This window comes from Staphylococcus simulans, from assembly GCF_003043455.1.
Taxonomy (GTDB): Bacteria; Bacillota; Bacilli; order Staphylococcales; family Staphylococcaceae; genus Staphylococcus; species Staphylococcus simulans_A.
On the sequence record NZ_PZGG01000015.1, the window covers coordinates 13,107 to 35,406 of the forward strand.

24 protein-coding genes are annotated in these 22,300 nt (G+C 36.5%); 6 read left to right on the forward strand and 18 right to left on the reverse strand.

Going from position 1 to position 22,300, the window contains the following annotated elements:
* Positions 1–65: 65 nt before the first annotated feature.
* From BU038_RS04175 to BU038_RS04225, 11 genes are all read right to left on the reverse strand, one after another.
* A complete protein-coding gene (locus BU038_RS04175) occupies positions 66–1,058 on the reverse strand; it encodes a D-lactate dehydrogenase (protein ID WP_107604952.1) in 993 nt (330 codons plus the stop codon).
* Between the two features lie 354 nt (positions 1,059–1,412).
* Positions 1,413–1,883 (reverse strand): Na+/H+ antiporter subunit G, encoded by a 471-nt coding sequence (locus BU038_RS04180; protein WP_107604953.1) that lies wholly within the window; start codon positions 1,881–1,883, stop codon positions 1,413–1,415.
* Positions 1,861–2,157 carry a Na(+)/H(+) antiporter subunit F1 gene (locus BU038_RS04185; protein WP_023015570.1) on the reverse strand — a complete coding sequence of 99 codons (297 nt, stop codon included), beginning with the start codon at positions 2,155–2,157 and terminating at the stop codon, positions 1,861–1,863. Before BU038_RS04185 ends, BU038_RS04180 begins: the two co-directional genes overlap by 23 nt.
* Entirely contained in the window at positions 2,154–2,642 is a 489-nt protein-coding gene (locus tag BU038_RS04190; protein ID WP_107604954.1) for a Na+/H+ antiporter subunit E, read from the reverse strand. Before BU038_RS04190 ends, BU038_RS04185 begins: the two co-directional genes overlap by 4 nt.
* The gene (locus BU038_RS04195) at positions 2,642–4,138 is read right to left on the reverse strand and encodes a Na+/H+ antiporter subunit D (RefSeq protein ID WP_428843588.1); all 1,497 of its coding nucleotides are present in this window, start codon (positions 4,136–4,138) and stop codon (positions 2,642–2,644) included. The genes BU038_RS04190 and BU038_RS04195 overlap by 1 nt, the downstream gene beginning before the upstream one ends.
* Positions 4,125–4,472: a Na(+)/H(+) antiporter subunit C gene (locus tag BU038_RS04200; RefSeq protein ID WP_107604956.1), complete on the reverse strand. Its 348-nt coding sequence runs from the start codon at positions 4,470–4,472 to the stop codon at positions 4,125–4,127. Before BU038_RS04200 ends, BU038_RS04195 begins: the two co-directional genes overlap by 14 nt.
* Positions 4,469–4,894 carry a monovalent cation/H+ antiporter subunit B gene (locus BU038_RS04205; RefSeq protein WP_002479965.1) on the reverse strand — a complete coding sequence of 142 codons (426 nt, stop codon included), beginning with the start codon at positions 4,892–4,894 and terminating at the stop codon, positions 4,469–4,471. The genes BU038_RS04200 and BU038_RS04205 overlap by 4 nt, the downstream gene beginning before the upstream one ends.
* The gene (locus BU038_RS04210; RefSeq protein WP_107604957.1) at positions 4,881–7,364 is read right to left on the reverse strand and encodes a DUF4040 family protein; all 2,484 of its coding nucleotides are present in this window, start codon (positions 7,362–7,364) and stop codon (positions 4,881–4,883) included. The genes BU038_RS04205 and BU038_RS04210 overlap by 14 nt, the downstream gene beginning before the upstream one ends.
* Positions 7,365–7,410: 46 nt before the next feature.
* The gene (locus BU038_RS04215; RefSeq protein ID WP_107604958.1) at positions 7,411–7,971 is read right to left on the reverse strand and encodes a tyrosine-type recombinase/integrase; all 561 of its coding nucleotides are present in this window, start codon (positions 7,969–7,971) and stop codon (positions 7,411–7,413) included.
* Between the two features lie 182 nt (positions 7,972–8,153).
* Positions 8,154–8,852, reverse strand: a complete 699-nt coding sequence (locus BU038_RS04220; protein WP_107604959.1) for a hypothetical protein — start codon at positions 8,850–8,852, stop codon at positions 8,154–8,156.
* Positions 8,853–8,862: 10 nt separating this feature from the next.
* Complete coding sequence (locus BU038_RS04225; protein WP_107604960.1) at positions 8,863–9,747, reverse strand: hypothetical protein; 885 nt, start codon at positions 9,745–9,747, stop codon at positions 8,863–8,865.
* Positions 9,748–9,944: 197 nt separating this feature from the next.
* On the opposite strand from BU038_RS04225, the gene BU038_RS04230 reads away from it, so the two are divergent.
* From BU038_RS04230 to BU038_RS04245, 4 genes are all read left to right on the forward strand, one after another.
* Entirely contained in the window at positions 9,945–11,153 is a 1,209-nt protein-coding gene (locus BU038_RS04230) for a hypothetical protein (RefSeq protein ID WP_107604961.1), read from the forward strand.
* 20 nt (positions 11,154–11,173) lie between these two features.
* A complete protein-coding gene (locus BU038_RS04235) occupies positions 11,174–12,301 on the forward strand; it encodes a 5,10-methylene-tetrahydrofolate dehydrogenase (RefSeq protein WP_107604962.1) in 1,128 nt (375 codons plus the stop codon).
* Positions 12,302–12,672: 371 nt separating this feature from the next.
* Positions 12,673–13,305 (forward strand): ABC transporter ATP-binding protein, encoded by a 633-nt coding sequence (locus tag BU038_RS04240; protein WP_107604963.1) that lies wholly within the window; start codon positions 12,673–12,675, stop codon positions 13,303–13,305.
* Positions 13,306–13,323: 18 nt separating this feature from the next.
* A complete protein-coding gene (locus BU038_RS04245; protein ID WP_107604964.1) occupies positions 13,324–14,046 on the forward strand; it encodes a peptide ABC transporter permease in 723 nt (240 codons plus the stop codon).
* A gap of 360 nt (positions 14,047–14,406) precedes the next feature.
* Here BU038_RS04245 and BU038_RS04255 read toward each other — a convergent pair whose 3' ends face one another.
* The 7 genes from BU038_RS04255 to BU038_RS04285 form a co-directional block, all read right to left on the reverse strand.
* Positions 14,407–14,733 (reverse strand): ArsR/SmtB family transcription factor, encoded by a 327-nt coding sequence (locus tag BU038_RS04255; RefSeq protein WP_428843589.1) that lies wholly within the window; start codon positions 14,731–14,733, stop codon positions 14,407–14,409.
* Between the two features lie 40 nt (positions 14,734–14,773).
* Positions 14,774–15,391 carry a CadD family cadmium resistance transporter gene (locus BU038_RS04260; protein ID WP_107604967.1) on the reverse strand — a complete coding sequence of 206 codons (618 nt, stop codon included), beginning with the start codon at positions 15,389–15,391 and terminating at the stop codon, positions 14,774–14,776.
* Between the two features lie 110 nt (positions 15,392–15,501).
* Complete coding sequence (locus BU038_RS04265; protein WP_107604968.1) at positions 15,502–16,365, reverse strand: alpha/beta fold hydrolase; 864 nt, start codon at positions 16,363–16,365, stop codon at positions 15,502–15,504.
* Between the two features lie 32 nt (positions 16,366–16,397).
* Positions 16,398–17,258 (reverse strand): MurR/RpiR family transcriptional regulator, encoded by an 861-nt coding sequence (locus BU038_RS04270; RefSeq protein ID WP_107604969.1) that lies wholly within the window; start codon positions 17,256–17,258, stop codon positions 16,398–16,400.
* A gap of 5 nt (positions 17,259–17,263) precedes the next feature.
* Positions 17,264–18,718: a PTS transporter subunit EIIC gene (locus BU038_RS04275; RefSeq protein ID WP_107604970.1), complete on the reverse strand. Its 1,455-nt coding sequence runs from the start codon at positions 18,716–18,718 to the stop codon at positions 17,264–17,266.
* Positions 18,719–18,732: 14 nt separating this feature from the next.
* Positions 18,733–19,617: an N-acetylmuramic acid 6-phosphate etherase gene (gene murQ, locus BU038_RS04280; RefSeq protein ID WP_107604971.1), complete on the reverse strand. Its 885-nt coding sequence runs from the start codon at positions 19,615–19,617 to the stop codon at positions 18,733–18,735.
* On the reverse strand, positions 19,607–20,668 hold the full coding sequence (locus tag BU038_RS04285) for a MupG family TIM beta-alpha barrel fold protein (RefSeq protein ID WP_107604972.1): 1,062 nt from the start codon (positions 20,666–20,668) through the stop codon (positions 19,607–19,609). Before BU038_RS04285 ends, murQ begins: the two co-directional genes overlap by 11 nt.
* A gap of 266 nt (positions 20,669–20,934) precedes the next feature.
* Between BU038_RS04285 and BU038_RS04290 the strand changes: the two genes are divergently transcribed.
* On the forward strand, positions 20,935–21,240 hold the full coding sequence (locus BU038_RS04290; RefSeq protein WP_107604973.1) for an ArsR/SmtB family transcription factor: 306 nt from the start codon (positions 20,935–20,937) through the stop codon (positions 21,238–21,240).
* A 93-nt stretch (positions 21,241–21,333) separates the two neighbouring features.
* Entirely contained in the window at positions 21,334–22,287 is a 954-nt protein-coding gene (locus tag BU038_RS04295; protein ID WP_107604974.1) for an alpha/beta hydrolase, read from the forward strand.
* The last annotated feature ends 13 nt before the right edge of the window (positions 22,288–22,300 follow it).

The window sequence follows — 22,300 nt, forward strand, 5'->3', positions numbered from 1 at the left end:
AAAGCCGGACCAGTTTAAGCTGATCCGACTCTTTTATATAATAAAATAACTTCGACTCACAATAATTAGTTCAAGCGTGTTGGTGTATCGCCTGTTTTGATGACATTAAGTGCAGCGTTTAATCCGCCTTCAACTAAGTTACGTACCGCTTCATCAGAGAAGAATGCGATATGTGGTGTTAATTGAATTCTGTCATTTTCGATTAATTTTTTGAATGTTTCATCTTCAATTTCTTTACCAGTAAAGTCAAATGTGAAGTAAGGCATTTCGAACTCGTAAGTATCGACAGCTGCGCCTGTTAATTTACCTTCATTGACCGCATCGATTAATGCTTCTGTGTCTACAACTGCACCACGTGCTGCGTTAACTAAGATTGCGCCATCTTTGAATTTCGCAAACATTTCTTTGTTGAAGATGTGGTGGTTGTCTGCAGAACCTGGCATGTGTAAAGAAACGATATCCGCATCTTTAACTGCTTCTTCAATCGTATCTTTATACTCTAAGAAGTCTAATGAATCATTTGGATATAAATCATAACCTACAATTTTAGCACCGAAGCCTGCGAAAAGATTACCAGTTAATGCGCCGATACGTCCTGTACCGATAATTGCGACTGTCATGTCTTTTACTGGTCTTGCCATAATTGTCGCATCCCAAGTAAAGTCATAGTCTTGAACACGTTTTTCAATACGTGGGAATCGACGTACAAGATTTAATGCAGCAGCTACTGAGTATTCCGCAATTGTTTCAGGAGAATAGCTAGGCACGTTTGAGATAATAATACCGTGTTTTTTCGCTAATTCTAAATCATACATGTCAAAACCTGCAGTACGTTGTGCGACTTGTTTGATGCCCATTGCTTCTAATTTAGGGTAAGCTTCTTTTTCAAGTTTGCCGAACTGCATTGTTGTAACGCCGTCAAACCCTTCAAGCTGATCCAAAGTATCATAGCTTAAGAAGTCATTTGAGAATGAAACTTCAACATCATTCTCTTTAGCCCAATTCAAAGCTACATCTTTTTCATAATCACGTGTACCAAAAAATTTAATTTTTGTCATAATTACTCCCTCAATTCTAAAAGTTGTATAGTAGAGTAATTCATATCCTATGTAGTATGTTATGTGAATACATTCACAAAGTCAATAGGTTATAAATTAATCTGAATAATCTGTCAAACTGATTATACTCCATTTGCGCACATTTGCATATATGATTGTTCAATACTTTTAAAATTTAGAATAACATTGTATATACTTCCGTCTATATACCGTGATTACAGAACAATTATTAGATATTCAACACCTACGCCACTTTCACTTTTTGAGATAAATACGACAAAACAGCATTGATCTTGATTAAATTAAAAATACGCACGCTATAGCTTGAAAACTCACTATAGCGTGCGTATTAGATTAATCATCTTTCTTTTTATAACGAATAGTCGGCTGGCGTTCACCTTTAGTAAATTCTTCCGTTGCTTTACGTCTGCGTTCTGCCCGTAGCTTTCGATTTTTCTTAGCCTCTCTTTTATTATAAGCAATATTCAAAGAAGCCCCTTTTTGCGTATTATCTTTCATATACATATACGAGCCGACATTATACGCCGTACGGACAATCATTTGTCCTGCCACTGGTGATGTCATGTATAAGAATAAAATAGTTAATAAAGTTCTGACACTGAAATAATCACGTGTAAACCAGAAATAAATAAACACACCGATTAAGGAAAACAACACAGATAATGTTGAACTTTTCGTTGCGGCGTGTGCACGCAAGAAGATATCGTCAAACTTTAAAATACCGATGGCACTGATTAATGCGACAATGGATCCCAACAAGATAAGGACAGCAGCGAATAAACTAACGATTTCGTTTATTATCAAAGATTCGTCCTCCTTCTACGAAACGTGAGATACCAATGGTACTCAAGAATGCGAGGATAGCGATAATCAAGCTCGCATCTAAGAAAGTTAAGGTATTTAAGACGATACTAAGCAAACCTACAATAGAAATAATCATTGCACCGATACTATCAAATGCGACTACTCTGTTAGGTGTTGTTGGTCCTTTAATCACACGTATCAAAGCAATAATCACCGCAATACCGTAAATGACCAAAGCACTGCGTATCATCCAATCTATAACCATTTCAATCATTTGAGCACCTCCCATATCAAACGTTCATATTTCTTAATCTGCTTGGTTAAAACAGCTTTGTCTTTTTCGGATACATCAATCGCATGGATGAAGAATCGACTGCCATCTGGTGATACCCTGAGTACGAGCGATCCTGGTGTCAACATAATTAACAGTGTTAATAAGGTAATCGCCCAGTCTCTTTTTAATGACGTTTCATAAATTAACAGCCCAGGGTTCATGTCATGTGATTTAAATAAGATATAGTTGATGGTTGATAAACTTGATATCAACAGCTGCATATTATAAATCATGATGAACTTAGAAATAATCCAGACTTTCTTTAAGTAGAAAATACGTTTAAAGAAAAACCGATGGATTAAATATACAATCGCAATCCCAATCAGATATCCCGCGATAAACGTAGATAAGTGGAATTTGTCTTCGTCTTGAAAGAGCGTCCATAAAACAGCAATTAAGATATTCAGTGTTAATTGGGCTAACATTATTCCACCTCCACATTCGGGATAACTGATTTAACATAGTCGCTAGGATTTAAATTAAACTCTGCTGCGTGGTGTGCCACGTCCAAAATCCATTCGGCACAAAGTCCCATTAAGATAGTCGCAATCGTTAACAGAATCATCGCCATTAACTTATGCGGTAAAATCGGTTGTTTCTGAACCACAGGCATCTCTTCTCTGCCGAAATACATATAGAAGAAGACTTTCAATAGACTATACATAGCAATCAAGCTTGTGATAATCATCAGTGCTACACCGACTACATATCCTTCAGCAAGTGCCCCTTGTATAATCAGTAATTTCCCAGGAAATCCGCTGAATGGCGGAACTCCACCAATAGATAATGTGACGATAAATAAAATAATACCTAATGATGGATGTGTATGAATCAAACCGCCCATTTGTTTATAACTGCGGTAGCCTGTCAAGACCACAAAGACGCCCATGACTAAGAATAATAAGGTCTTAATAATCATGTCATGACCAGCGTAGAAAATCGCACCTGTGACACCTGTTTGGTTTAATGTGCTTAAGCCCATGACTGAAAAGCCAATAGACAAGATGACTTGATATGCGGCTATTTTCTTCACATCTTCATAACCGAGCACACCTATGGCACCAATAATCATAGTAATAATCGCCATATAATACATAAGTTGATGTGTAATATCAGGTTGTTGATCAAACAACAATACCATGACACGAATTAACGCATACACACCGACTTTCGTCATCAGTCCCGCGAATAATGCGGCTAATTCTGTGTTTAATGCGGCATAAGCTTTAGGCAGCCACATAAACATCACTAACGCTGCTTTACCACCGAAGACGAATATCATAATAATCGCAATCATCGTCATCATTGGCGGTTGATCACTTTCAGTAATCCGCATCGCTAAATGACCGAAGTTCAATGTGCCGAGTGTGCCATATAAATAAGCGACACCGATTAAGAAGAACCATGAACTGACAACGTTCGTTACGACATAAATAACACTCGCGCGTAATTGTTCTAGTGTTTGACCTAATGTTAATAAGACGAATGACGCAATCAACATAATTTCAAACATGACATACATATTGAAGATATCAGCAGTTAAGAAGCTGCCGTTGACACCTGTCAGCATAAATAGAATAAAGGATGGTAAGAAGTAACGGTTCGCAATATGTTCACGCTTACCGAAACCGAAATAAATCACACATGTGACCACTAAGTTCGCAATTGTGACAAAGAAAACACTTAATGTATCACCGACAAATTGAATGCCAAACGGCGGTTGCCAATTGCCAAAGTTAATCACTAAAGGCTGATGTTGATAAACGTACGCTAACAAATACGCTGAGACCGCTGTGTTAATCACTTGGATGGTAATCGCAATACGTCTTGTGACTATTAATCGTTCTTTAAAGAAGAATAAAATTAAACCTGTGACTAAAGGCAACAACAGTGGGATTAATAACAAATTATTCATCGACATCATCATCCTCACCGCGTAACGCCTCTATTCGGTTCACCCGTGTCACTTTATACGTACGATAGACCAAGACAAGTAAGAATGCTGAAATCGCAAACCCGATAACAATCGCGGTTAAAATCAACGCTTGCGGTAAAGGATCTACATAATTACTGCCTTCATCGTTAATAATCGGTACTTTCGTGCCATCAAAGCCACTCATCGCTAAAATGACTAAGTTAGCGACATGTGTATAGATAGCAGTACCTAATACAATACGAATTAAGTTTTTCGATAAAATCATATACGTGCCTGCGAAAGTTAAAATACCAATAATGATAATGAGTATGACGTTCAACTTTTATCACCACTTATCGCAAGCATAATTGTCGTTACTGAACCGACGACTGTTAATAAAATACCGAATTCAAACAACGTCACACTTGAAAGATGCACTTTCTCTAAATAAGGCAATGTGACATAAACATCCTCATGCGACAATAAAGGGTGTCCAAAAAACATTGGCACGATTGCGGTAGCAATGGATAATAAAGAACCTGTAATCGTAACCGCTCTAAAGTCTAGTGGCAGTGAGCGAATGACCTTTTCAACATCAAAGGCTAAAAACATCAGGATAAACGCTGAACTGAAGACCAAGCCGCCGATAAAGCCGCCACCTGGATTATCATGACCCGCTAAGAAAATATAAGAACCGAAGGTCAAGATAATGAAAACCGCCACTTTAGAAATCGTTTCTAATACAATGTCATTTTCGTGCATCTGAATCACCCTTTCTGATTTTGAATTTGATTAAGGAATAGATACCAAGACCTACTATCATAATCACAATGCCTTCTAACATGGTATCTAACGCTCTGAAGTCTCCGAGAATCGCGTTGACAATATTTTTAGAACCTGCCAGTTTATCACTATGTTCATAGAAACTTGAAATCTTATTAAATGCTTGTTCTTGTTGCGCAATAATCACGAATGTCACCACAAAGAGTGACATCAATAAAGCAATCAATAACTTAACCGCTTCTTTCCCGACATGTACTTTATCTCGTCGTACGTTCGGCAAATGATAAAAGACTAACAAGAATAAGATAGTCGTAATCGTTTCAATCACTAACTGCGTCATCGCCAAGTCTGGTGCTCTCATTAAAACAAAGACAATCGCAATCGTATAACCGATAACACCATTAATAATAATCATCGCCATACGTTCACGTAGGAACACTAACGCAATTGATAAGAAAGCAATATTGGCAGTGACTAAAATTTCAAACCAAGTAATCGGCTTCACTTTGAAACCTTCAACCGGTATCCAACCGACACGGATAAATCCATAAGCCAACATGCCGAAGAATAAGAAGTAAATCACATGTAAATATTGGTTCAAACGGTTATTCATCATCAACTGCATCCCGCTTCTACTAAAACGTTCACTTCCGCTTAACATACCGCGATAGATACTGTTAATAGATAGAAACTCAGGTAATTTGTTGTAAACGTTCATCCAACGAGAACGCCATAATAATAAAATACCAACAACATAAATCGTTAACGTAATCCATAATTCTGGACTTAAACCGTGCCACGCAGCAATATGCGGGATAAAGGGTGCCACTTTATCTGAATGACCAATATCACGTAAAGCAGGTCCAATTAAATAACGGCCTAAGACGTTCGGAATAATAAAGAATAATGGCATACCTAAGGTAATAATGGCCGGCGCAATATAAAGACCTGCTGGTTCATGTTCAGGTACTTGTGGTAATCCTTCTTTGTGCAGCGGGCCAAAGAACGTATCTTTAACTAATCGTAAACTGTAAATGAAAGTAAAGAGACTGGCAATCACACCTACAATCAACATGACTGAAACAAAGACTTGGTCATACATTGTCAGTTTCTTCGCACTGACCAATGTCGCAAAGAACATTTCTTTTGATAAGAAACCATTAAACAATGGTAAGCCTGCCATCGCCATTGCGCTGATGGTCATCATCACAGTAGTCACAGGCAACAGTTTACGTAATCCCCCTAAGCGTGATAAATCACGTGTTCCTGTTTCATGATCCACAATTCCGACACCCATAAAGAGCACACTCTTAAACAGCGCATGGTTGATTAAATGAAACAGACCCGCAAATAGACTAGCTACATAGAAAGCTTGGAATCCTTGTGCTTGGTGGCTATATGCTAAGAATCCGAAGCCGACCATCGACATAATCATGCCGAGTTGACTGATTGTGGAATACGCAAGTAATCCTTTCAAATCACGTTGTCCGACTGCCACAAAAGAGCCCACCATTAAAGTAATAATACCGATTGTGATAACTATATAAGCCACCCACGGCTCGTAGCCTAATATCGGTGTAAAACGGAATAATAAATATAATCCAGCTTTAACCATCGTCGCAGAATGCAGATAAGCACTGACAGGTGTCGGGGCTTCCATCGCATCTGGCAGCCAGATATGAAATGGAAATTGTGCAGATTTTGTAAAGGCACCTAATAAAATAAAGACAACCGCAAGCGGGAACCATGGAGATTCATACATCGTTTGACGAACAGGAATTTTTACTAATTCAGAAATAGTATTTGTACCTGTAATGTTAAATAAAATAACAAACCCTGCCATCATAAACATGCCGCCAAAGACGGTAATCAAGAAAGACTTCATTGCGCCTGCCTGACTTGCAGGTCGGTTATACCAATAAGCAATTAATAAGAAAGACGCAATACTGGTTAACTCCCAAAACACGTACAGCAATATGGTATTATTTGCTAACACAACGCCTAACATCGCAAACATGAACATTAATAAATAAACATAGAACCTTGGTAAATCATCATGTGCTTTCGATAGGTATGCATTCGCATATAATACAACACCTGTACCAATTAAAGTGATCAACAAGGCAAAGATTATAGACAAGCCATCTAATCTGAACGCAAAGTTCACATCGATTGACGGCATCCACGGCAATGAAACCATAATCAGTTGATTGGCGGCGATGCGTGGAATCATCGTTATAAAATAAATTGCGCTGATAACGGGTGCACTTAACGCTATCCATCCAGCTTGCCTGCTTAAAGTTGTTCTGTACCGACCCGTGTTATGGGTAATTTCTTGTTGTGCTTGTTCTGAAGTAGACGCAGGTCGAGCAGAGCGATTCGGCAGGTTTGTCATGAGTACAACCGACATCACAACAATAATAAAGACAAACAGCCAAATAAGGCTCATAAGAAGTGAGACTCCTTTCTATAGTTGAGTTAAATAATGTAAAAAATTAAAGATCTAATTGAATCGTAATCGTGCGGTTTTGTTGCGGAACATCTATAAATTTGAGGGTCTCAGATAAAGTCTGATGACCGAGGTATTTTTGTATCACTGTAAGCGGTGTACCCGATTGGTACGCATGATAAGCAAAAGTTTTACGCAAAGATTGAAGACCGATTTGAGAGAGTCCATTTTGGACAGCGGCATCATGAATAATACGGTACGCTTGTTGACGAGAAAGCGGGCGCTTTGTCTTCATAGAACGAAATAAGTAATCATCATGACCTATTCCCTTATCTTTCATGAACATATCCAATTCCTCACATAACGATTGAGGCAACGGCACATTAATGTCAGACATTCCAGGTTGTCGCCAAACATTAATCACAGCTTGGCAATTCTCATCTTGGGTTAAAACATCCAATCCTTTTAAATGAATTAACGTACTAATTCTTAAACCTGTATGTATCGCTAAGCGAAACAATAAATAATCACGCTGATTATGTTGACGCAATGTTTCATACATCGCTTCAATATCCGATTTTTCTTTAATCGGCAGCACACATTCCATGAAATCGCCCACTCCTTTCTAGATAACAAAATATTGCTAAAATAAATTAATGATACTTAATCATTATAATTCATATTTAAGTAACATTAAAGTAACGAAGTCTCATTTTTTCAAAAATTTTAAAATCGTTTATTTGTCAAAAGAGCATAAAAAAGAAGCGAGCCGAAGCTCACTTCTTCTTATTAGTCTAATCGAATAATAGGTTGTTCTTCATTATTACCTATCTTGATTTTACTTTCTACTGCTTGTATTTGTGACTTAGGAATATTTAACTTTTTTAAATCTGCAACATTATATTCTTTCATAAATCCATTTTCAATCTCTTGATTATAATCTGCATAATATGTTTGTGTTCCCCATATTATAACTTTTTCATGTGAAATACCTACTAAAACAGAACATGGGCAAGAACGTGGGTCAAATATATAATAAACCATATCTGTCGGCGCATGAGTTAATTGTATTTCGTTTTCAGGCTGAATTAAATGGACTTCATTTACTTTGAAATGATGTATTTTACCATCATCTGTTCTACCTGAATATTTACCTTCTAACACTTCTTGACCTGAAATATAATCTTCTCCGAAATCTGGGTTCAATATCATCAATGCTACATTATGTTTGATTTCTTGTTCTGTTAAAGGACCTGTCTGTGTTTTAGGTTCTTTTTTTTGATTAGCTGTGTTTTCTTTTGAATCGTTCGTTTGATTATTATTTTTGGTTTCTTGTGTTGCTTTGTCTTGCTTAGCATTTGTTTCTTTTTTCTCTGTTTTTTGTTCTGGTGCTTTAGAGGATTGTTTATCTTCTTGTGACTGTGTTCCACATGCGGCTAATAGAAGCAGACTCAAGGTCGTTGGTATTATCATTCTAAGTTGTTTCATCTTTCACACCTCAATTCTCAGGTACAAACTGTAATGTGTGCGGTGTTGCTTGATAGATATGTCGTGTTAGCGCATTGATTTCATTTGAATCGAGTTTCAACTGTTCAAGATCTTTCACTTTAAACACTTGTGTCTCTTCTTCTTGAATGAATTGATTGTAATCTAATTTCACTTTTTGAGATACGGCGTCTTCAGAACTAATTGTTGATTTACCAATTACGATTTCATTATCAGATACACCAATTACTGTTTTCTTGTCAGGGTCTTTTGTATGTGTTACAAAATAATACTGCATGCCTTCAGGACCATTTTCAACTTGCGGTACTTCTAGAGATTGGAAAAGTACATAGTTCGGAATGCGCACTTGTTGACCGTCATCTGTTTTATAAGTTTTTTGTTTTAAATCTTTAGCGTTAACATAAGTTTTGTTTAACTTAGGGTCTAACAACATCATCGCGATATGTTTTCTATCCATTTCTGCTTCAGGGCCAGGTGCAAGCGACTCAGGTCCTTTGACTTTACCACCATCTCTTTCTAAATTTGGTTCTTCACTTTTCTCTGATGAATCTGAGGATTGTGTATCTTTTTCAGTGGCTTGTGTTGTTTTATCAGTTTCTTGTTGCGTTTGCTTAGTTTGTTCATTCTTATTTGTTTCTGTGTTAGAATTGCCTTTGTCTTTTTTCTCCGCTTCATGCACTTCTATTTTTATATCTTGTTTTGTATGGTATGTCGTATGTGTTTGTTTTTTCTCTTTAGATGATTCGTCTTGTGGTTGTGTGTCGGTTGTTTCTTCTTGTTTTTGGTCTGCTTGTTTTTCACTATTTTCTTTATGCCCACAACTTGCTAAAAGCAGGGTCGAACAAAGCAGTCCAAGCAATAAGTGATGTCGTTTCATGATGTATACCTCCCGATACTTTATTCTTTAAATATATTATACATTAGAAGATACTGTTTCACTATGTAATCCTTATCAAAATCCTCTTTTTAATAAGTTTTGTTTCACGTCATTGTGGGAACTTATTAATTATGTAATTATAAATGAATTCAAAATTAATTTTGTTCATAACTTTGTAGATAGAAAGGAGGCAATTTATGAGTGAGATTAAAGTAGGAATCATTGCTGCACCAGGGTTTCCTATGGATTTATCAGAAACATTGGCTGAACAAATGCCAACGTCACTAAACAGTAAATTGAAAGAAGATATAAAATGGACATTTGAATGTGTTTCCGATCCATTAATCGGTTCCGCAGAAGATGTCAATAAAAGTTTAGATGCGGCACAATCCCTCAAAAAACAACATAACTGGGACTACGCAATTGTTGTGACGGATTTACCGATTGTTGAACAACGAAAAATAATCGTCGGCAATTTAGATGAACCTATGGCTACTGGATTAATTTCTATTCCGGCTTTAGGTTTATTTGGTGTGAAACGCAAATTGAAACAATGTCTGCTTTATTTTGCAGAAATCATATACTTACACCAAATAAATGAAGACTATCAAACGAAAAAACTCAATCTTTCATTATTTACACGTGTGAAGCCGATTAGAAATATATTCGATGATAAACAAGAGAATGATATGGAAACGAAAGACAATCAAGAATCTGGTGATGATACTTCACATTCAAAAACGACAACTAAGTTTATTTTAAACCCGTTTATTATAAGTTGGATTTTATTATTAGCAGGAATGACTAGAGCGAATCAGCCACTAAAAGAAATTCCGAACTTCAAAAAGATTATCTCTATTTCCTTTGCGTCAGCTACATACTTAACCATTTTCTCTACTCCATGGCAATTAAGTATTGAATATACTAACTTAAGATTTATCTTTATGACTACACTGGCTATCGGCGGTATGACTCTTTGGATTATGTATGCACACTCGTTATGGGAACACGAAACTTCATTAACAACTTCAACTTATCGAACAGTCTATAATATAACAACTGTCTTAACTTTATTAATTATTATTGTAGTTAGTTATCTTATCTTATTCTTACTGCTTACAATCAGTGTCGCTTTATTCGTACCGAATGATTTATATAACATGCAGACCATCAATGAAGGCAACCGTACACTTGGACAATTCTTATATCTTGTATGGTTTGTGACTTCACTCGGTTTCTTAGCGGGTGCCTTAGGTGCATCTGTGGAGAACGAAAAGAAAATTCGTGCTATGACATACTCTTATCGTCAACGTGCACGTTATGAAGAAGCAAAAGAATGGGAAGCTTCTAAATACTATTCATCAGAATCACATCAGAAAAATGATGACAACAATCAAAACAATTAAAGAAAGGAGGCTCTATGTATATGGAACAACTTGTCGTAGGCATCATCGCTTCACCTGGTATTGCAAATAAGCTCTCGCATAAACTTGTAGAAACATTACCGGGTTTATTAAGCGACTACATTTCATCTCAATACGAATGGAAAATCGAAGTGATTGTTGATGCATTAACAGGTTCTGCTGAAGACGCAGACCAAGCTTATCAAAAAACTGAAGATTACTTAGATCGTTATAACTGGAACTATATTATCAGTTTAACTGATTTACCATTACTTCATGATAATCAATCAGTCATCGCAGTTGATATTAACGAAGAAAACGGAGCAAGTATTATTTCTATCCCCGCATACGGTTGGCGTCCGGTTACGAAACGTTTAGAAAAAACCGTGCTGACAATCATTCATGAAATCAACTTGTTTTTCAGTGACAATCCTAACCAAAAGAATGAAGATGAAAATCATCAAGCAACTTATCGTGAGATTTTCCCTTTCTCAAAATTAAGGAAAATCCGTACTTACACTGATGATACCCATACAATGCATATTCGTTATATTGTCGCATCAAAAGCCTCCGGTTATTTCCGTTTACTCAGTGGCATGACTTTTGCGAACAACCCTTTAAGATTAATGCAAAGTATGAATAGTGTGATTGCGATCGCATTTACAACTGGTGCATCCGGTCTAATCTTCTCTACTATGTGGTCTCTAAGTAATACCTTTACAACATGGAGATTAACAGTCATGTCACTCTTTGCGATTTTCGGCATGATTTTATGGATTATCTTAGCGCATAACTTATGGGAAAGTGAACGCTTCAGTATTAACAAACGTATTACACGGTTATATAATTTAACGACCCTAACAACATTAACTACCTCAGTCGTTATTTATTACGTCACGTTGTTTACGATATACTTGATCGCATCTTCCGTTTTATTACCAGCACCTTTCTTAGGAAAGACATTAGAGCTTGGACATCCTGCTACATTTACACTCTATCTTTCCATCGCATGGTTCGCAGCTTCTCTTTCAACTATCGCTGGTGCCATCGGTGCAGGTATGCGTAACGAAGAACTGGTGCGTGAAAGCACATACGGTTCTAGACAACAAATGAGAAAAGCACTAATTAAAGAACGCTCTGATAATAACTAATTGAAAAGCCAAGATGCAATGACATCTTGGTTTCTTTTTTATTTACTATTCTTTTTGAAGTGTGGTAGCCTCACGGTTGTCTGCGTTCAGACATCCGAACCTCTTAAAACCGCTTAATATCAACACTTCTATACAAAACACTTTAATCTCCAAGTGATTATCAAAGAAATAATCGGTTTGTCTTGTAAGCGAATTATTTTTTGTAATTTTCTCACGCATGACAAAAAATTCACAAATTATTACCAAAAGACAAATTATAATGATTTGATATTTATGATACGCTATATTTAAGAATTCCTAAAAATTTTGTTAAAACTTGTTAAACAGAATCACTCGAAAACTTTACAATTTTAGCGAGGGAGCCGAGTTAAATGGAAATCAAACAGTATGTATTGCGTATCAAAAGCAAAATCCTATTACAGCCAACTGACTTGGTATTTCACAAAGGTGAAATCAATCATATTATTGGAAGAAATGAAGTTGGCAAGTCTCAATTAGCTAAAGATTTCGTACTTAATCACAGCGGTCATATGAGCCCAGAGATTACAGAAAATACAACTTTGATTAGTAATGCATCATGTATTCCAAGAGATATCACTAAAGATTTTCTCGTTCAATTACTCAAGAGCTATTTTATTTGTACCGTCAAAATCGATTACTTAGGTGAGATGTTAGGAATTGAATCGATTCCTAATTATATCCCTATTCGAAAATTAAACAAAGGACAACAAGAAAAGCTGAAGCTATTAAGTTTTCTATCAGAAGACAAACCTATCATTATTTTAGATGAGATCACAAAAGACTTAGATGAAACAACAGTACACGACTTCTATACTTTCTTTAATAACTATATTTCGGATAATCCTGAAAAAGTAATTATCAATATTACACATAGCGCAAAAGATTTAACATACCTTCCTGGTAAGTACTTTTTATTTAAAGACCTGACGATTGAAGAATATGATTCTAAAGAAGCAGTTGTCGATGAATACATTTGTTTCTAAAAACTTGAGGTGTACAAAATGAGGTTAGAGTTAAGAAAAACAGCGTTTAACAAAATAACACTGATTCTTGGTTCGCTTTTTTTATTACTATTCGTTTTAGGTTATGGTTTTACCACCTTTATGAATGACGGTCAAAGTCTATCTTATGGAGAATATTTCTTCAACACTTATACGATTGCGGTAGAAACTGGATTCATACTCTTTTCATTCATCATCGCTTACTACTTCAATAAAGAGTATGCAGATCAAAATATCTTATTTTATAAGCTATTAGGAAATACAGACTTTACTTTCTTTTACAAAAAGATGTTTGTCATTTTCCTAGAATGTTTTGTGTTCGTATGTATAGGCATCACTGCCATTTCTTTAATGTTTGGTAATTTCTCACATTATTTCTTTTTAATCATCATGTTTTCTTTACTAATATTGCAGTATATCTTAATCATTGGGACTATCAGTATTTTAATTTCCAGAATTTTAATCAGCGTTATTGCTAGTCTAATCTATTGGGTTATTTCTATTGTTTTAGTCATACTTAACCCTACTATCTTCGGCATCCTTGCCCCGTTTGAAGCAAGCAATGCCATGTATCCTAACGTTGATGCTACATTGAATGGAGATACCTTAGCACTGACTTCTTACGATATTACATTGCTGATTGTGTATTTCCTTTTACTTTTTGCGATCAACTTCCTCGTACTTTTCTTTGCGAGAAAACGTTGGTTGCAGCTAGGATTATAAAAGAGGCTATATATAAAAGAGGCAGAGTTTAATCCGCCTCTTTTTTCTGTATATTTCCTAATAGAAAGGTGTGTACATCAAATATGAATGACTCAACGTTTTGGAAACCCTTCATGATACCTGTCTATTTAATTGTTGCCTTTTTAGGTTTTCTATTATTTAAATTTTATATCCAAGCAAACATGGCTTCTATTATTTTGATTGTTGGTCCATTAATTTATATTGCTGGTGCTTCTATCATTTATAATGCTAATCGCAAAAGGCAAGATAAATAGCATTATATATTTTTCAACAACTGTTGTGTCTATCATTCTTCAATCGTGATTCACAATAGTTATTCTTTTATATATTCGAATGTTTTTAGCTTTTTACTTCTGCCAGCATAAAGCGCAACAATTTATCGACTTGAGAATCTTTGATGAAATAATACGCCATTTTCCCTTCTTTTTGAAAATCTATAACTTCTTTTTTATAGAGTATGCGTAAATGATGAGAGGTAGAGGCGATGCTCATTTTGAGTAATTTCGCAATGTCGCAAACACACAGTTTCTTTTCTTCAAGCAACGCAAATAAAATCGTTAATTTCTTTTCATCACCGATTGCGCTTAAAGTATTCATTGCTTTAATAGTATGTGTGTCATTTAAAAATTCAGAAGCATTTTTCACTTTATCTTCATGCACATACATGATGTCACATTGTTCATTAGACACCTATCTCCCATCCTTTCTATGAAACAAAACTTAATAACGTTTGTATGGTTCTATTTTCAATCAAAATGTATAAACCTAAACCAATATAGATAATCGCCATAATCCATCGATTATATTTCTCTACAGTTTCACCAATACCTGGGACGTTTGCTAATTTTTGTGCAGAGAATACTAATAAGAAAATCATGATGATAAACACAATTAATGTCACAATAACTTGCGCCAAAGTCAAACTGACAAAATACGGTACAAATAAACCGATATTATCTGCTCCACAACTCGCTAGAGTAACAAGCGCAACAATACCGACTAATTTAGATAGTCCTTTTTTATCCAACTCTCTCTTTGCGCGTGCTTCTCCTTCACAATCATCAAATAATGCGACTTTGATTCCTAAATATAAAGGGATAATGCCTAATAAACCTAACATCCACTTTTCAGGCACAAAGTGTAAGACAAATGCAAAAAACAAACTGATCACAATTAAGGCACCTGAACCTAAAAATTGTCCAATATAAATATCTCGATACTCATGTTTGGTTTGCGCACGTGCGAAATAAATTAATAAAATCACTAACAAATCTAAAGCAGTCGCAGTATAAAGCACAACTGCAGTCAAAGCGGTCTGTATCACTTTGTCACCTCATTCAAAAATAAATTTGAATGTATTATAACACTTTAAAAATTAAAATCACAGGTCATAATAAAAAGACCTTCATATAGCGAAGGTCTTAACATCTATCATTATGAGCGCAGTATCTTTTTAATTTCTTTCGCAAATCGTTTAGGTTGTTGTGCATAACCATAATGACCACCTACAACTTTAAACACATTTGTGTTTAAGCTATGTGCAAAATATTTAGCCGCTTCATACCCTAACGATTCTTTCGATTGTTCACCTTGTAAGAACTTGATTGAAACATCTTTGGTCTTCAAAGTTTCTATATCAATTTGATAATTTAAATATTGACGTAGTTCATATTGAAGCCAAATATTTGTGGATTCACTACTGCGTATTTGTGAAGTACTTGGCGAACAAACAGCACATGGTGCAATGGTATTCTCTACTAACACCTGCATATCTGAGTGTGAAGGATTGATTAGACGTTCATATTGGCGCATTGCAGCCGACACGCCTTCAATCATTGCAGTACGTGCAATTTGTTCAGTTTGTTTCACATAATCTTCTCCATTTGGAAATGCTGAAGTATTTAAAGGTTCATGTATCAGTAATGTCTGAACTAATTCAGGATACATACACGCAAATTCTAATGCAGGTACAGCGCCTGTGTCTGTCGCAAAGAGATAAACAGGATGATTACTCAATGTTTGTATTAATGTTTTAATATCTTCAACATCCATGGTTAAACAATACGTATCTTTGGTGTTTGCGATAGAACTTGGTAAAGCCGTTAACAATTCACTTGCGCCATATCCTCGTCTATCAGGTAAGACTACAGTAAAATCATCTTCTAGCTTATGTGCTAAATCCAAGTAACTATCATTAATTCCGCTTGCACCAGGAATACATAACAAAATCGGTCCATGTCCCATCATGTCATAACGAATGATTGCATTATTTGTTTCTAAAGCATACATTTCTCTCATTCCTTTAACTCCATCATTACTATCATCATACCTCAATCTTCATCAACATATAAATCAACTGCATCTCTTGTCTGACTTAAATGTGCGATATGGTTTGTATAGTCTTTCGCAAGATACGTGTAGAATAAGGTATCAACAGTGATGAGCTGTGCGATTAACGAACTCGTTGCGGCTAATCGTAAACTACGATCTGAACTTGCGTCATGGAATAAACACTCATCCGCATAAGTTGCGAGGTCTGAATTTTGACGACTAGTCATACCGATAACTGGAACATGATAATGGCGTGCTACTTGTGCTAATTTTAATGTTTCTCGATTTTGACCAGAGTTTGAAATACCTATCATTAAAGTATCTTCATTGCTATTGCCAGCTAGTGTTGTTGCGATAATATGTGCATCTGAACTATGAACAACATTCATCCCTGCTCTTGTAAATTTTTGGAAGATATCTTCTGCCACAATATGGCTTGCCCCTACGCCAAACACTACTAATTTCTTGCAATGTCTTAACTTTTCAGCAATCGTTTCTAACGTTTGATCATCTAATAAAGTTTCAGTTGTTTTCAAAGTATACGCTGCTCGATTGAACAGTTTATTCTTAATTTCATTTGCAGGTTCATCTTGTTCCATTTCTTGATACACACTTGCCTGATGGTTAGGTAAATAACTTGAAATGGCTAACTTCAAATCAACTAATCCTTTGAATCCTAATTTGTGCACACAACGAATCACAGTGGCTGAACTCGTTTGTGTCTTTTTGCCTAACGCTTGTGCACTCATTTCTAATACTGCTTCTGGTGCTTCAACCAAATAACGTGCCACTTGCTGCTCATTTTTAGTCAGCTGTTCCATCTGTTCTTCAATATAAATTAATAGTTGTTCATTTCTCATAGGTTTTACACCTCTTCTTCAACAGCTTGAGGTGCAGTCATTTCTTTGGTTGTTCCGAAGAAGTACGTCGCGATAAATCCTCCTGCATACGCAGCTAATATACCTGCAATGTAACCTAAATACATATTGTCATAAATCAAAGGAATCAATGATAAACCACTTGGTCCAATAGCAACCGCACCAATATGTCCAATACCGCCTATGACTGCACCGCCAATACCGCCACCAATACACGCGGTAATGAATGGACGACCTAATGGTAAAGTCACACCATAAATTAAAGGTTCTCCAATACCTAATATTCCTGCAGGTAATGCACCTTTTAATAAACGAATAATCTTTTTATTCTTACGACATCTTACCCAAAGTGCTAATGCTGCGCCAACTTGACCTGCACCAGCCATCGCAAGAATCGGCAATAAGAACGTAGCATGATCTTGGTTGATCATTTCTATATGAATCGGTGTTAAAACTTGATGTAAACCAAACATAACTAATGGCAAGAATGTCGCACCAAGGATAAAGCCGCTAAATGCGCCGCCAATATCTAACACCCAGTTAATGATACCGAGCAGACCTTCTGAGATTACCCCTGCAATCGGCATAATTAAGAAAATCGTCGCAAGTCCCATAATCAATAACGTAATTGTAGGTGTTACAATAATGTCCACCGCATTCGGAATAATTTTATGCAGACGTTTTTCAACAATTGACAGTAACCATACCGCAAAGATGACACCGATAACCCCACCTTGTCCAGGCGCTAATGCTTCACCGTTAAAGATATTATGCAACGGTTGTTCAGGTGTCATACCTGTCAACATAGTAGTACCGCCAATCACACCGCCGAGCCCTGGTGTTGCGCCAAATTCTCTCGCCGCATTAATCCCGACATAGATGACTAAATAAGCTAGTAAACCGCTTTTGATAATATCAAAGACTAAAGTCAGCTGTTTCCACATTGCACCTTCAATATAGCCAGCTGATAATAAGTTCGTCAGTACGGCCGCAATCCCACCGATTAAACCGGCCCCGACAAACGCTGGAATTAGAGGTACAAAGATGTTTGCGATGACTCTTAGTACTTTTTTCCATTTAGATTTTTTCTGCTTATCCTTCATCTGACTTTTAAAGAGTTGTGCTTCTGATTCTACATGCTCTTTATCTGTTTGATGTGAAGGTTCATGATGAACGATTTTTTCACCTAAAGGCGTGCCAATCATTTCACTCATTTCATGTGCGACTTTATTAACAGTACCTGGGCCTACAATAACTTGTAGCGTTTCATCTTCTACAACTCCCATCACACCATCTATTGCTTTGAGTCTTTCAAGATTCACTTTAGAGTAATCAATAATATCCATACGCACACGTGTCATACAATGAATCACACGTTCTAAATTTGCTTTACCGCCAACATTACTTAATATTTCCTGGGCAATCTTTTTTTCTTTTGACATTGTTGTTCAGCTCCTCATGTTTTTCTGATAAAACCATCAGCTTTTTTTAAACGTTCAACAGCTTCTTCATATGAAATATCATGTAATCCCATGACAATCGCAGCTTTCACGTGACCTTTACTGTCATGAAATAACTTTTTGCTCTCTGTTTCAGAGGTATTAACCACTTCCGAAATGATATTTAGCGCGCGTCTTCTCAGTTTTTCATTCGTTGGTTGCACGTCTACCATCAAATTTTCATAAACTTTACCGATGCCGACCATTGCGCCTGTAGATATCATATTCAATACTAATTTTTGTGCTGTTCCGGACTTCAAGCGTGTAGAACCTGTCAGAATTTCAGGACCTACTTCTATTTCAATCGCAATCTCAGCCACTGCACCAATTGCCGTATCTTTATTACAAGCAATCGCTGCTGTATTCGCACCTATCGCGTTCGCATATTCCAGTCCTCCAATGACATAAGGCGTTCTGCCGCTCGCTGCTAATCCGATCACTGTATCTACTTTATTAAGTTCAATATCTTTTAAATCTTGTTCACCAAGCGCTTTACTATCTTCAGCGCCTTCTACAGCTTCAGTCATTGCTTTAGCACCACCTGCAATTAACCCAATCACATCATCACGTGTCACACCGAAGGTCGGCACACATTCAGCAGCATCTAATACACCTAATCTGCCGCTCGTGCCTGCCCCCATATAAATTAATCTGCCACCTTGTTTAAATCCTTCAATAACAGTATCAATCACACGTGCAATAGATGCATTTTCTTTGGCAATCGCTTGGGCAACAGTTTGATCTTCTTGGTTCATCAAAGCAACAAAATTTTCTGTGCTTAATTCATCAAGGTGCATCGTTTTCTTATTGCGTTGTTCAGTTGTCATTTTATTAATGTCCATGACTTTCCTCCTCAACTGAAACGAATTCAAATGCGGTATTCGACCCAATTATGTTAATACAATCTAAATCACGGGCGTCGACATAACCTAATACATTGACCGCTTCATCCTTAGGTAAATCACACCTTACAATTTGAAGTTCATTCATATAACGGCCATATAATTCATTATCTAATGTCACAGCTCCTTTACGACGTTCTACGACATTGTTTGGCGTTACTTGTTCAGTAAATGATTTACGTGCTTCAATCGCTCTCACCACATCACGTGCAACATCTGGGCGATTGTGATAAACCCCTAAATACTTACTATCTGAGCTTAAATTTGTTCGTAAAACAACACGTTTTAATCTGAAGTAAGCATCAAATTGATGGATTAGGAACGCATCAATTTGGCTGTCACCGATACAAGCGATATCACATAAATCCTGTTCAAGTTCAACTGATGCGGCTAATGGATGATATGCTCGATGATCTTCTAGTGTAGGTAAACCACGGTAAATAGGCCCTCTCAATTGAGTACCAGGCACAAACGCCATGATTTGAATTTCAGGAAACGCACCTTTTAAACGTTCATTGATATGTTGAAAGAAAGAACGTGCTAAACCTGTATCAGGCCTTGGATAATAATTATGTGCAACTAAAATGTTTTCCTGAGATATTGCACGATCACTCAGCTCTCTTAAAATTTGAAATGCATCAGTACTCGCATTCAACATCACTGAATATTTCGCTTCTACGTACTCTGCCAAACTATCCATATCTACCGCTTCATCCAAACGAACAATATCAATGCCCGCCTCGCGAATCGTTTCTGGTTCCTTTAAAGACAGCCCGAGTTGACGCAAAGTTTCTCCATTCACATCAGCGATAATTTGTGCACGGTTCGCATTAATCTCTGCTAATTGCTTTAACCGCGTCAAATACGTATCTTGGTTATCTTCTGGAATTTGAAGAGACGTAAATATATACCGAAATCCATGGTTCAACATTTTGTCGATATACGCTTCATCAAATGCTTCTCCTAAATAGACAGAAAACCCTAAATTCAATTCAACCACCTCTTTTATTTATTCTTATTTTCATCCCAATCAACTGCTTTTTGTATGTAACATTGTGAATTAAACAACTGCAGTCAATCATGTGTAATCGCTTACATTATTACATAATTGAAATTACATTACAATATCAAAATAGATTATAGATATTTTTGTAATGACAGTTCAATTTTAATTTTTAAACTCAACCCTCCACTACACCAAACAGACGTGCTACAATAGTCAGTAATATCACATTAACGCTAGAAAAGAGGCCGACTATGATTAAAGAAACACTGCAACTTTTTAATGAAGGCACACCGATTTTAAATATTTTACAAGATGGCAGACGACAAGAGCTGTTAGTTTTGTTATGTAAAAAAGGACCTTTGACAGTAAACCAATTAACTGAACTTGTCTCTATTTCACGCCCTGCAGTCTCACACCATTTGAAGCTGATGTTAGAGGCCGGAATACTTTCTGTTGAACAAAAAGGACTTGAACGTTATTATCGTTCTGACTTAGGTCCAACACTCGATTGGTTAAAAGCATTAACCGCTTCTCTTGAAGATGATTTAAAACGCTAAGCTGCTTTTGAGCATATCTATGTTTAAGTTCGTAAACATAGTGGTATACTTTTACCAGAGAAAGAGACATTCTATATATGAAGGAGCTTGATTATGACTCAAAAAATTATTTTAGAACAAGCAGCACTTGACTTTGCGAAAGCCAATGACCCACATCCACGTATATATGAGTTACCTCCAGAAGAAGGTCGAAAATTATTAGAAGATGTACAGTCTTCAGATATTCAAAAATATGATGTAGATATTGAGGATACAACATTTGAAACAAAATCTTATGGCGAAGTTCCTGTTCGATTCATTCGTCCAAAAGGAAACCAAGAAAAATTACCAGTGATTTATTATATTCATGGTGCAGGTTGGGTATTCGGAAGCCCACATACACACGATAAACTTGTCAGAGAACTTGCGGCACGTACAAACTCAGTTGTTGTCTTCCCTGATTACGATTTATCACCTGAAGCTAAATATCCGACAGCAATTGAACAAAACTATGATGTCTTACAACAATTAAAAGATGTCGCAGAGGACAAAAATTTAGACTTAAACCGCTTAACAGTAGCTGGCGATTCAGTCGGCGGTAATATGTCAGCGGTTATGACATTAATGACAAAACAACGTAATGGCTTACCAATCCATCAACAATTACTCTATTATCCAGTAACGAATGCAGCCTTTGATACAGATTCTTATAATGAATTCGCAGAAGGTTGCTATTTAACAAAAGAAGGTATGCAGTGGTTCTGGGATCAATATACAACAGATGAAAATGAGCGTGCAGAAATTACTGCTTCACCTTTACGTGCATCATTAGAAGAATTAAAAGACTTGCCAAAAGCGATGATTATCAACGCTGAAGCTGATGTATTACGTGATGAAGGCGAAGCTTATGCGCACAAATTAAGAGAAGCTCGCAATGATGTGACACATGCACGCATGCAAGGTACAATTCATGACTTTGTGATGGTTAACGATTTAGACCAAACAAACGCAGCACGTGCAGCGATGGATTTATCTACAGACTGGATCAATAAACAAAACAAACAATAAATGAATGATTCAC

What these genes read in the sequence shown, in the direction of transcription:
- BU038_RS04175 (WP_107604952.1), bottom strand. Translation starts at nt 1,058, where the DNA reads ATGACAAAAATTAAATTTTTTGGTACACGTGATTATGAAAAAGATGTA.
- BU038_RS04185 (WP_023015570.1), bottom strand. Translation starts at nt 2,157, where the DNA reads ATGATTGAAATGGTTATAGATTGGATGATACGCAGTGCTTTGGTCATT.
- BU038_RS04190 (WP_107604954.1), bottom strand. Translation starts at nt 2,642, where the DNA reads ATGTTAGCCCAATTAACACTGAATATCTTAATTGCTGTTTTATGGACG.
- BU038_RS04195 (WP_428843588.1), bottom strand. Translation starts at nt 4,138, where the DNA reads ATGTCGATGAATAATTTGTTATTAATCCCACTGTTGTTGCCTTTAGTC.
- BU038_RS04205 (WP_002479965.1), bottom strand. Translation starts at nt 4,894, where the DNA reads ATGCACGAAAATGACATTGTATTAGAAACGATTTCTAAAGTGGCGGTT.
- BU038_RS04210 (WP_107604957.1), bottom strand. Translation starts at nt 7,364, where the DNA reads ATGAGCCTTATTTGGCTGTTTGTCTTTATTATTGTTGTGATGTCGGTT.
- BU038_RS04215 (WP_107604958.1), bottom strand. Translation starts at nt 7,971, where the DNA reads ATGGAATGTGTGCTGCCGATTAAAGAAAAATCGGATATTGAAGCGATG.
- BU038_RS04220 (WP_107604959.1), bottom strand. Translation starts at nt 8,852, where the DNA reads ATGAAACAACTTAGAATGATAATACCAACGACCTTGAGTCTGCTTCTA.
- BU038_RS04225 (WP_107604960.1), bottom strand. Translation starts at nt 9,747, where the DNA reads ATGAAACGACATCACTTATTGCTTGGACTGCTTTGTTCGACCCTGCTT.
- BU038_RS04230 (WP_107604961.1), top strand. Translation starts at nt 9,945, where the DNA reads ATGAGTGAGATTAAAGTAGGAATCATTGCTGCACCAGGGTTTCCTATG.
- BU038_RS04235 (WP_107604962.1), top strand. Translation starts at nt 11,174, where the DNA reads ATGGAACAACTTGTCGTAGGCATCATCGCTTCACCTGGTATTGCAAAT.
- BU038_RS04240 (WP_107604963.1), top strand. Translation starts at nt 12,673, where the DNA reads ATGGAAATCAAACAGTATGTATTGCGTATCAAAAGCAAAATCCTATTA.
- BU038_RS04245 (WP_107604964.1), top strand. Translation starts at nt 13,324, where the DNA reads ATGAGGTTAGAGTTAAGAAAAACAGCGTTTAACAAAATAACACTGATT.
- BU038_RS04255 (WP_428843589.1), bottom strand. Translation starts at nt 14,733, where the DNA reads ATGTATGTGCATGAAGATAAAGTGAAAAATGCTTCTGAATTTTTAAAT.
- BU038_RS04265 (WP_107604968.1), bottom strand. Translation starts at nt 16,365, where the DNA reads ATGAGAGAAATGTATGCTTTAGAAACAAATAATGCAATCATTCGTTAT.
- BU038_RS04270 (WP_107604969.1), bottom strand. Translation starts at nt 17,258, where the DNA reads ATGAGAAATGAACAACTATTAATTTATATTGAAGAACAGATGGAACAG.
- BU038_RS04275 (WP_107604970.1), bottom strand. Translation starts at nt 18,718, where the DNA reads ATGTCAAAAGAAAAAAAGATTGCCCAGGAAATATTAAGTAATGTTGGC.
- murQ (WP_107604971.1), bottom strand. Translation starts at nt 19,617, where the DNA reads ATGGACATTAATAAAATGACAACTGAACAACGCAATAAGAAAACGATG.
- BU038_RS04290 (WP_107604973.1), top strand. Translation starts at nt 20,935, where the DNA reads ATGATTAAAGAAACACTGCAACTTTTTAATGAAGGCACACCGATTTTA.
- BU038_RS04295 (WP_107604974.1), top strand. Translation starts at nt 21,334, where the DNA reads ATGACTCAAAAAATTATTTTAGAACAAGCAGCACTTGACTTTGCGAAA.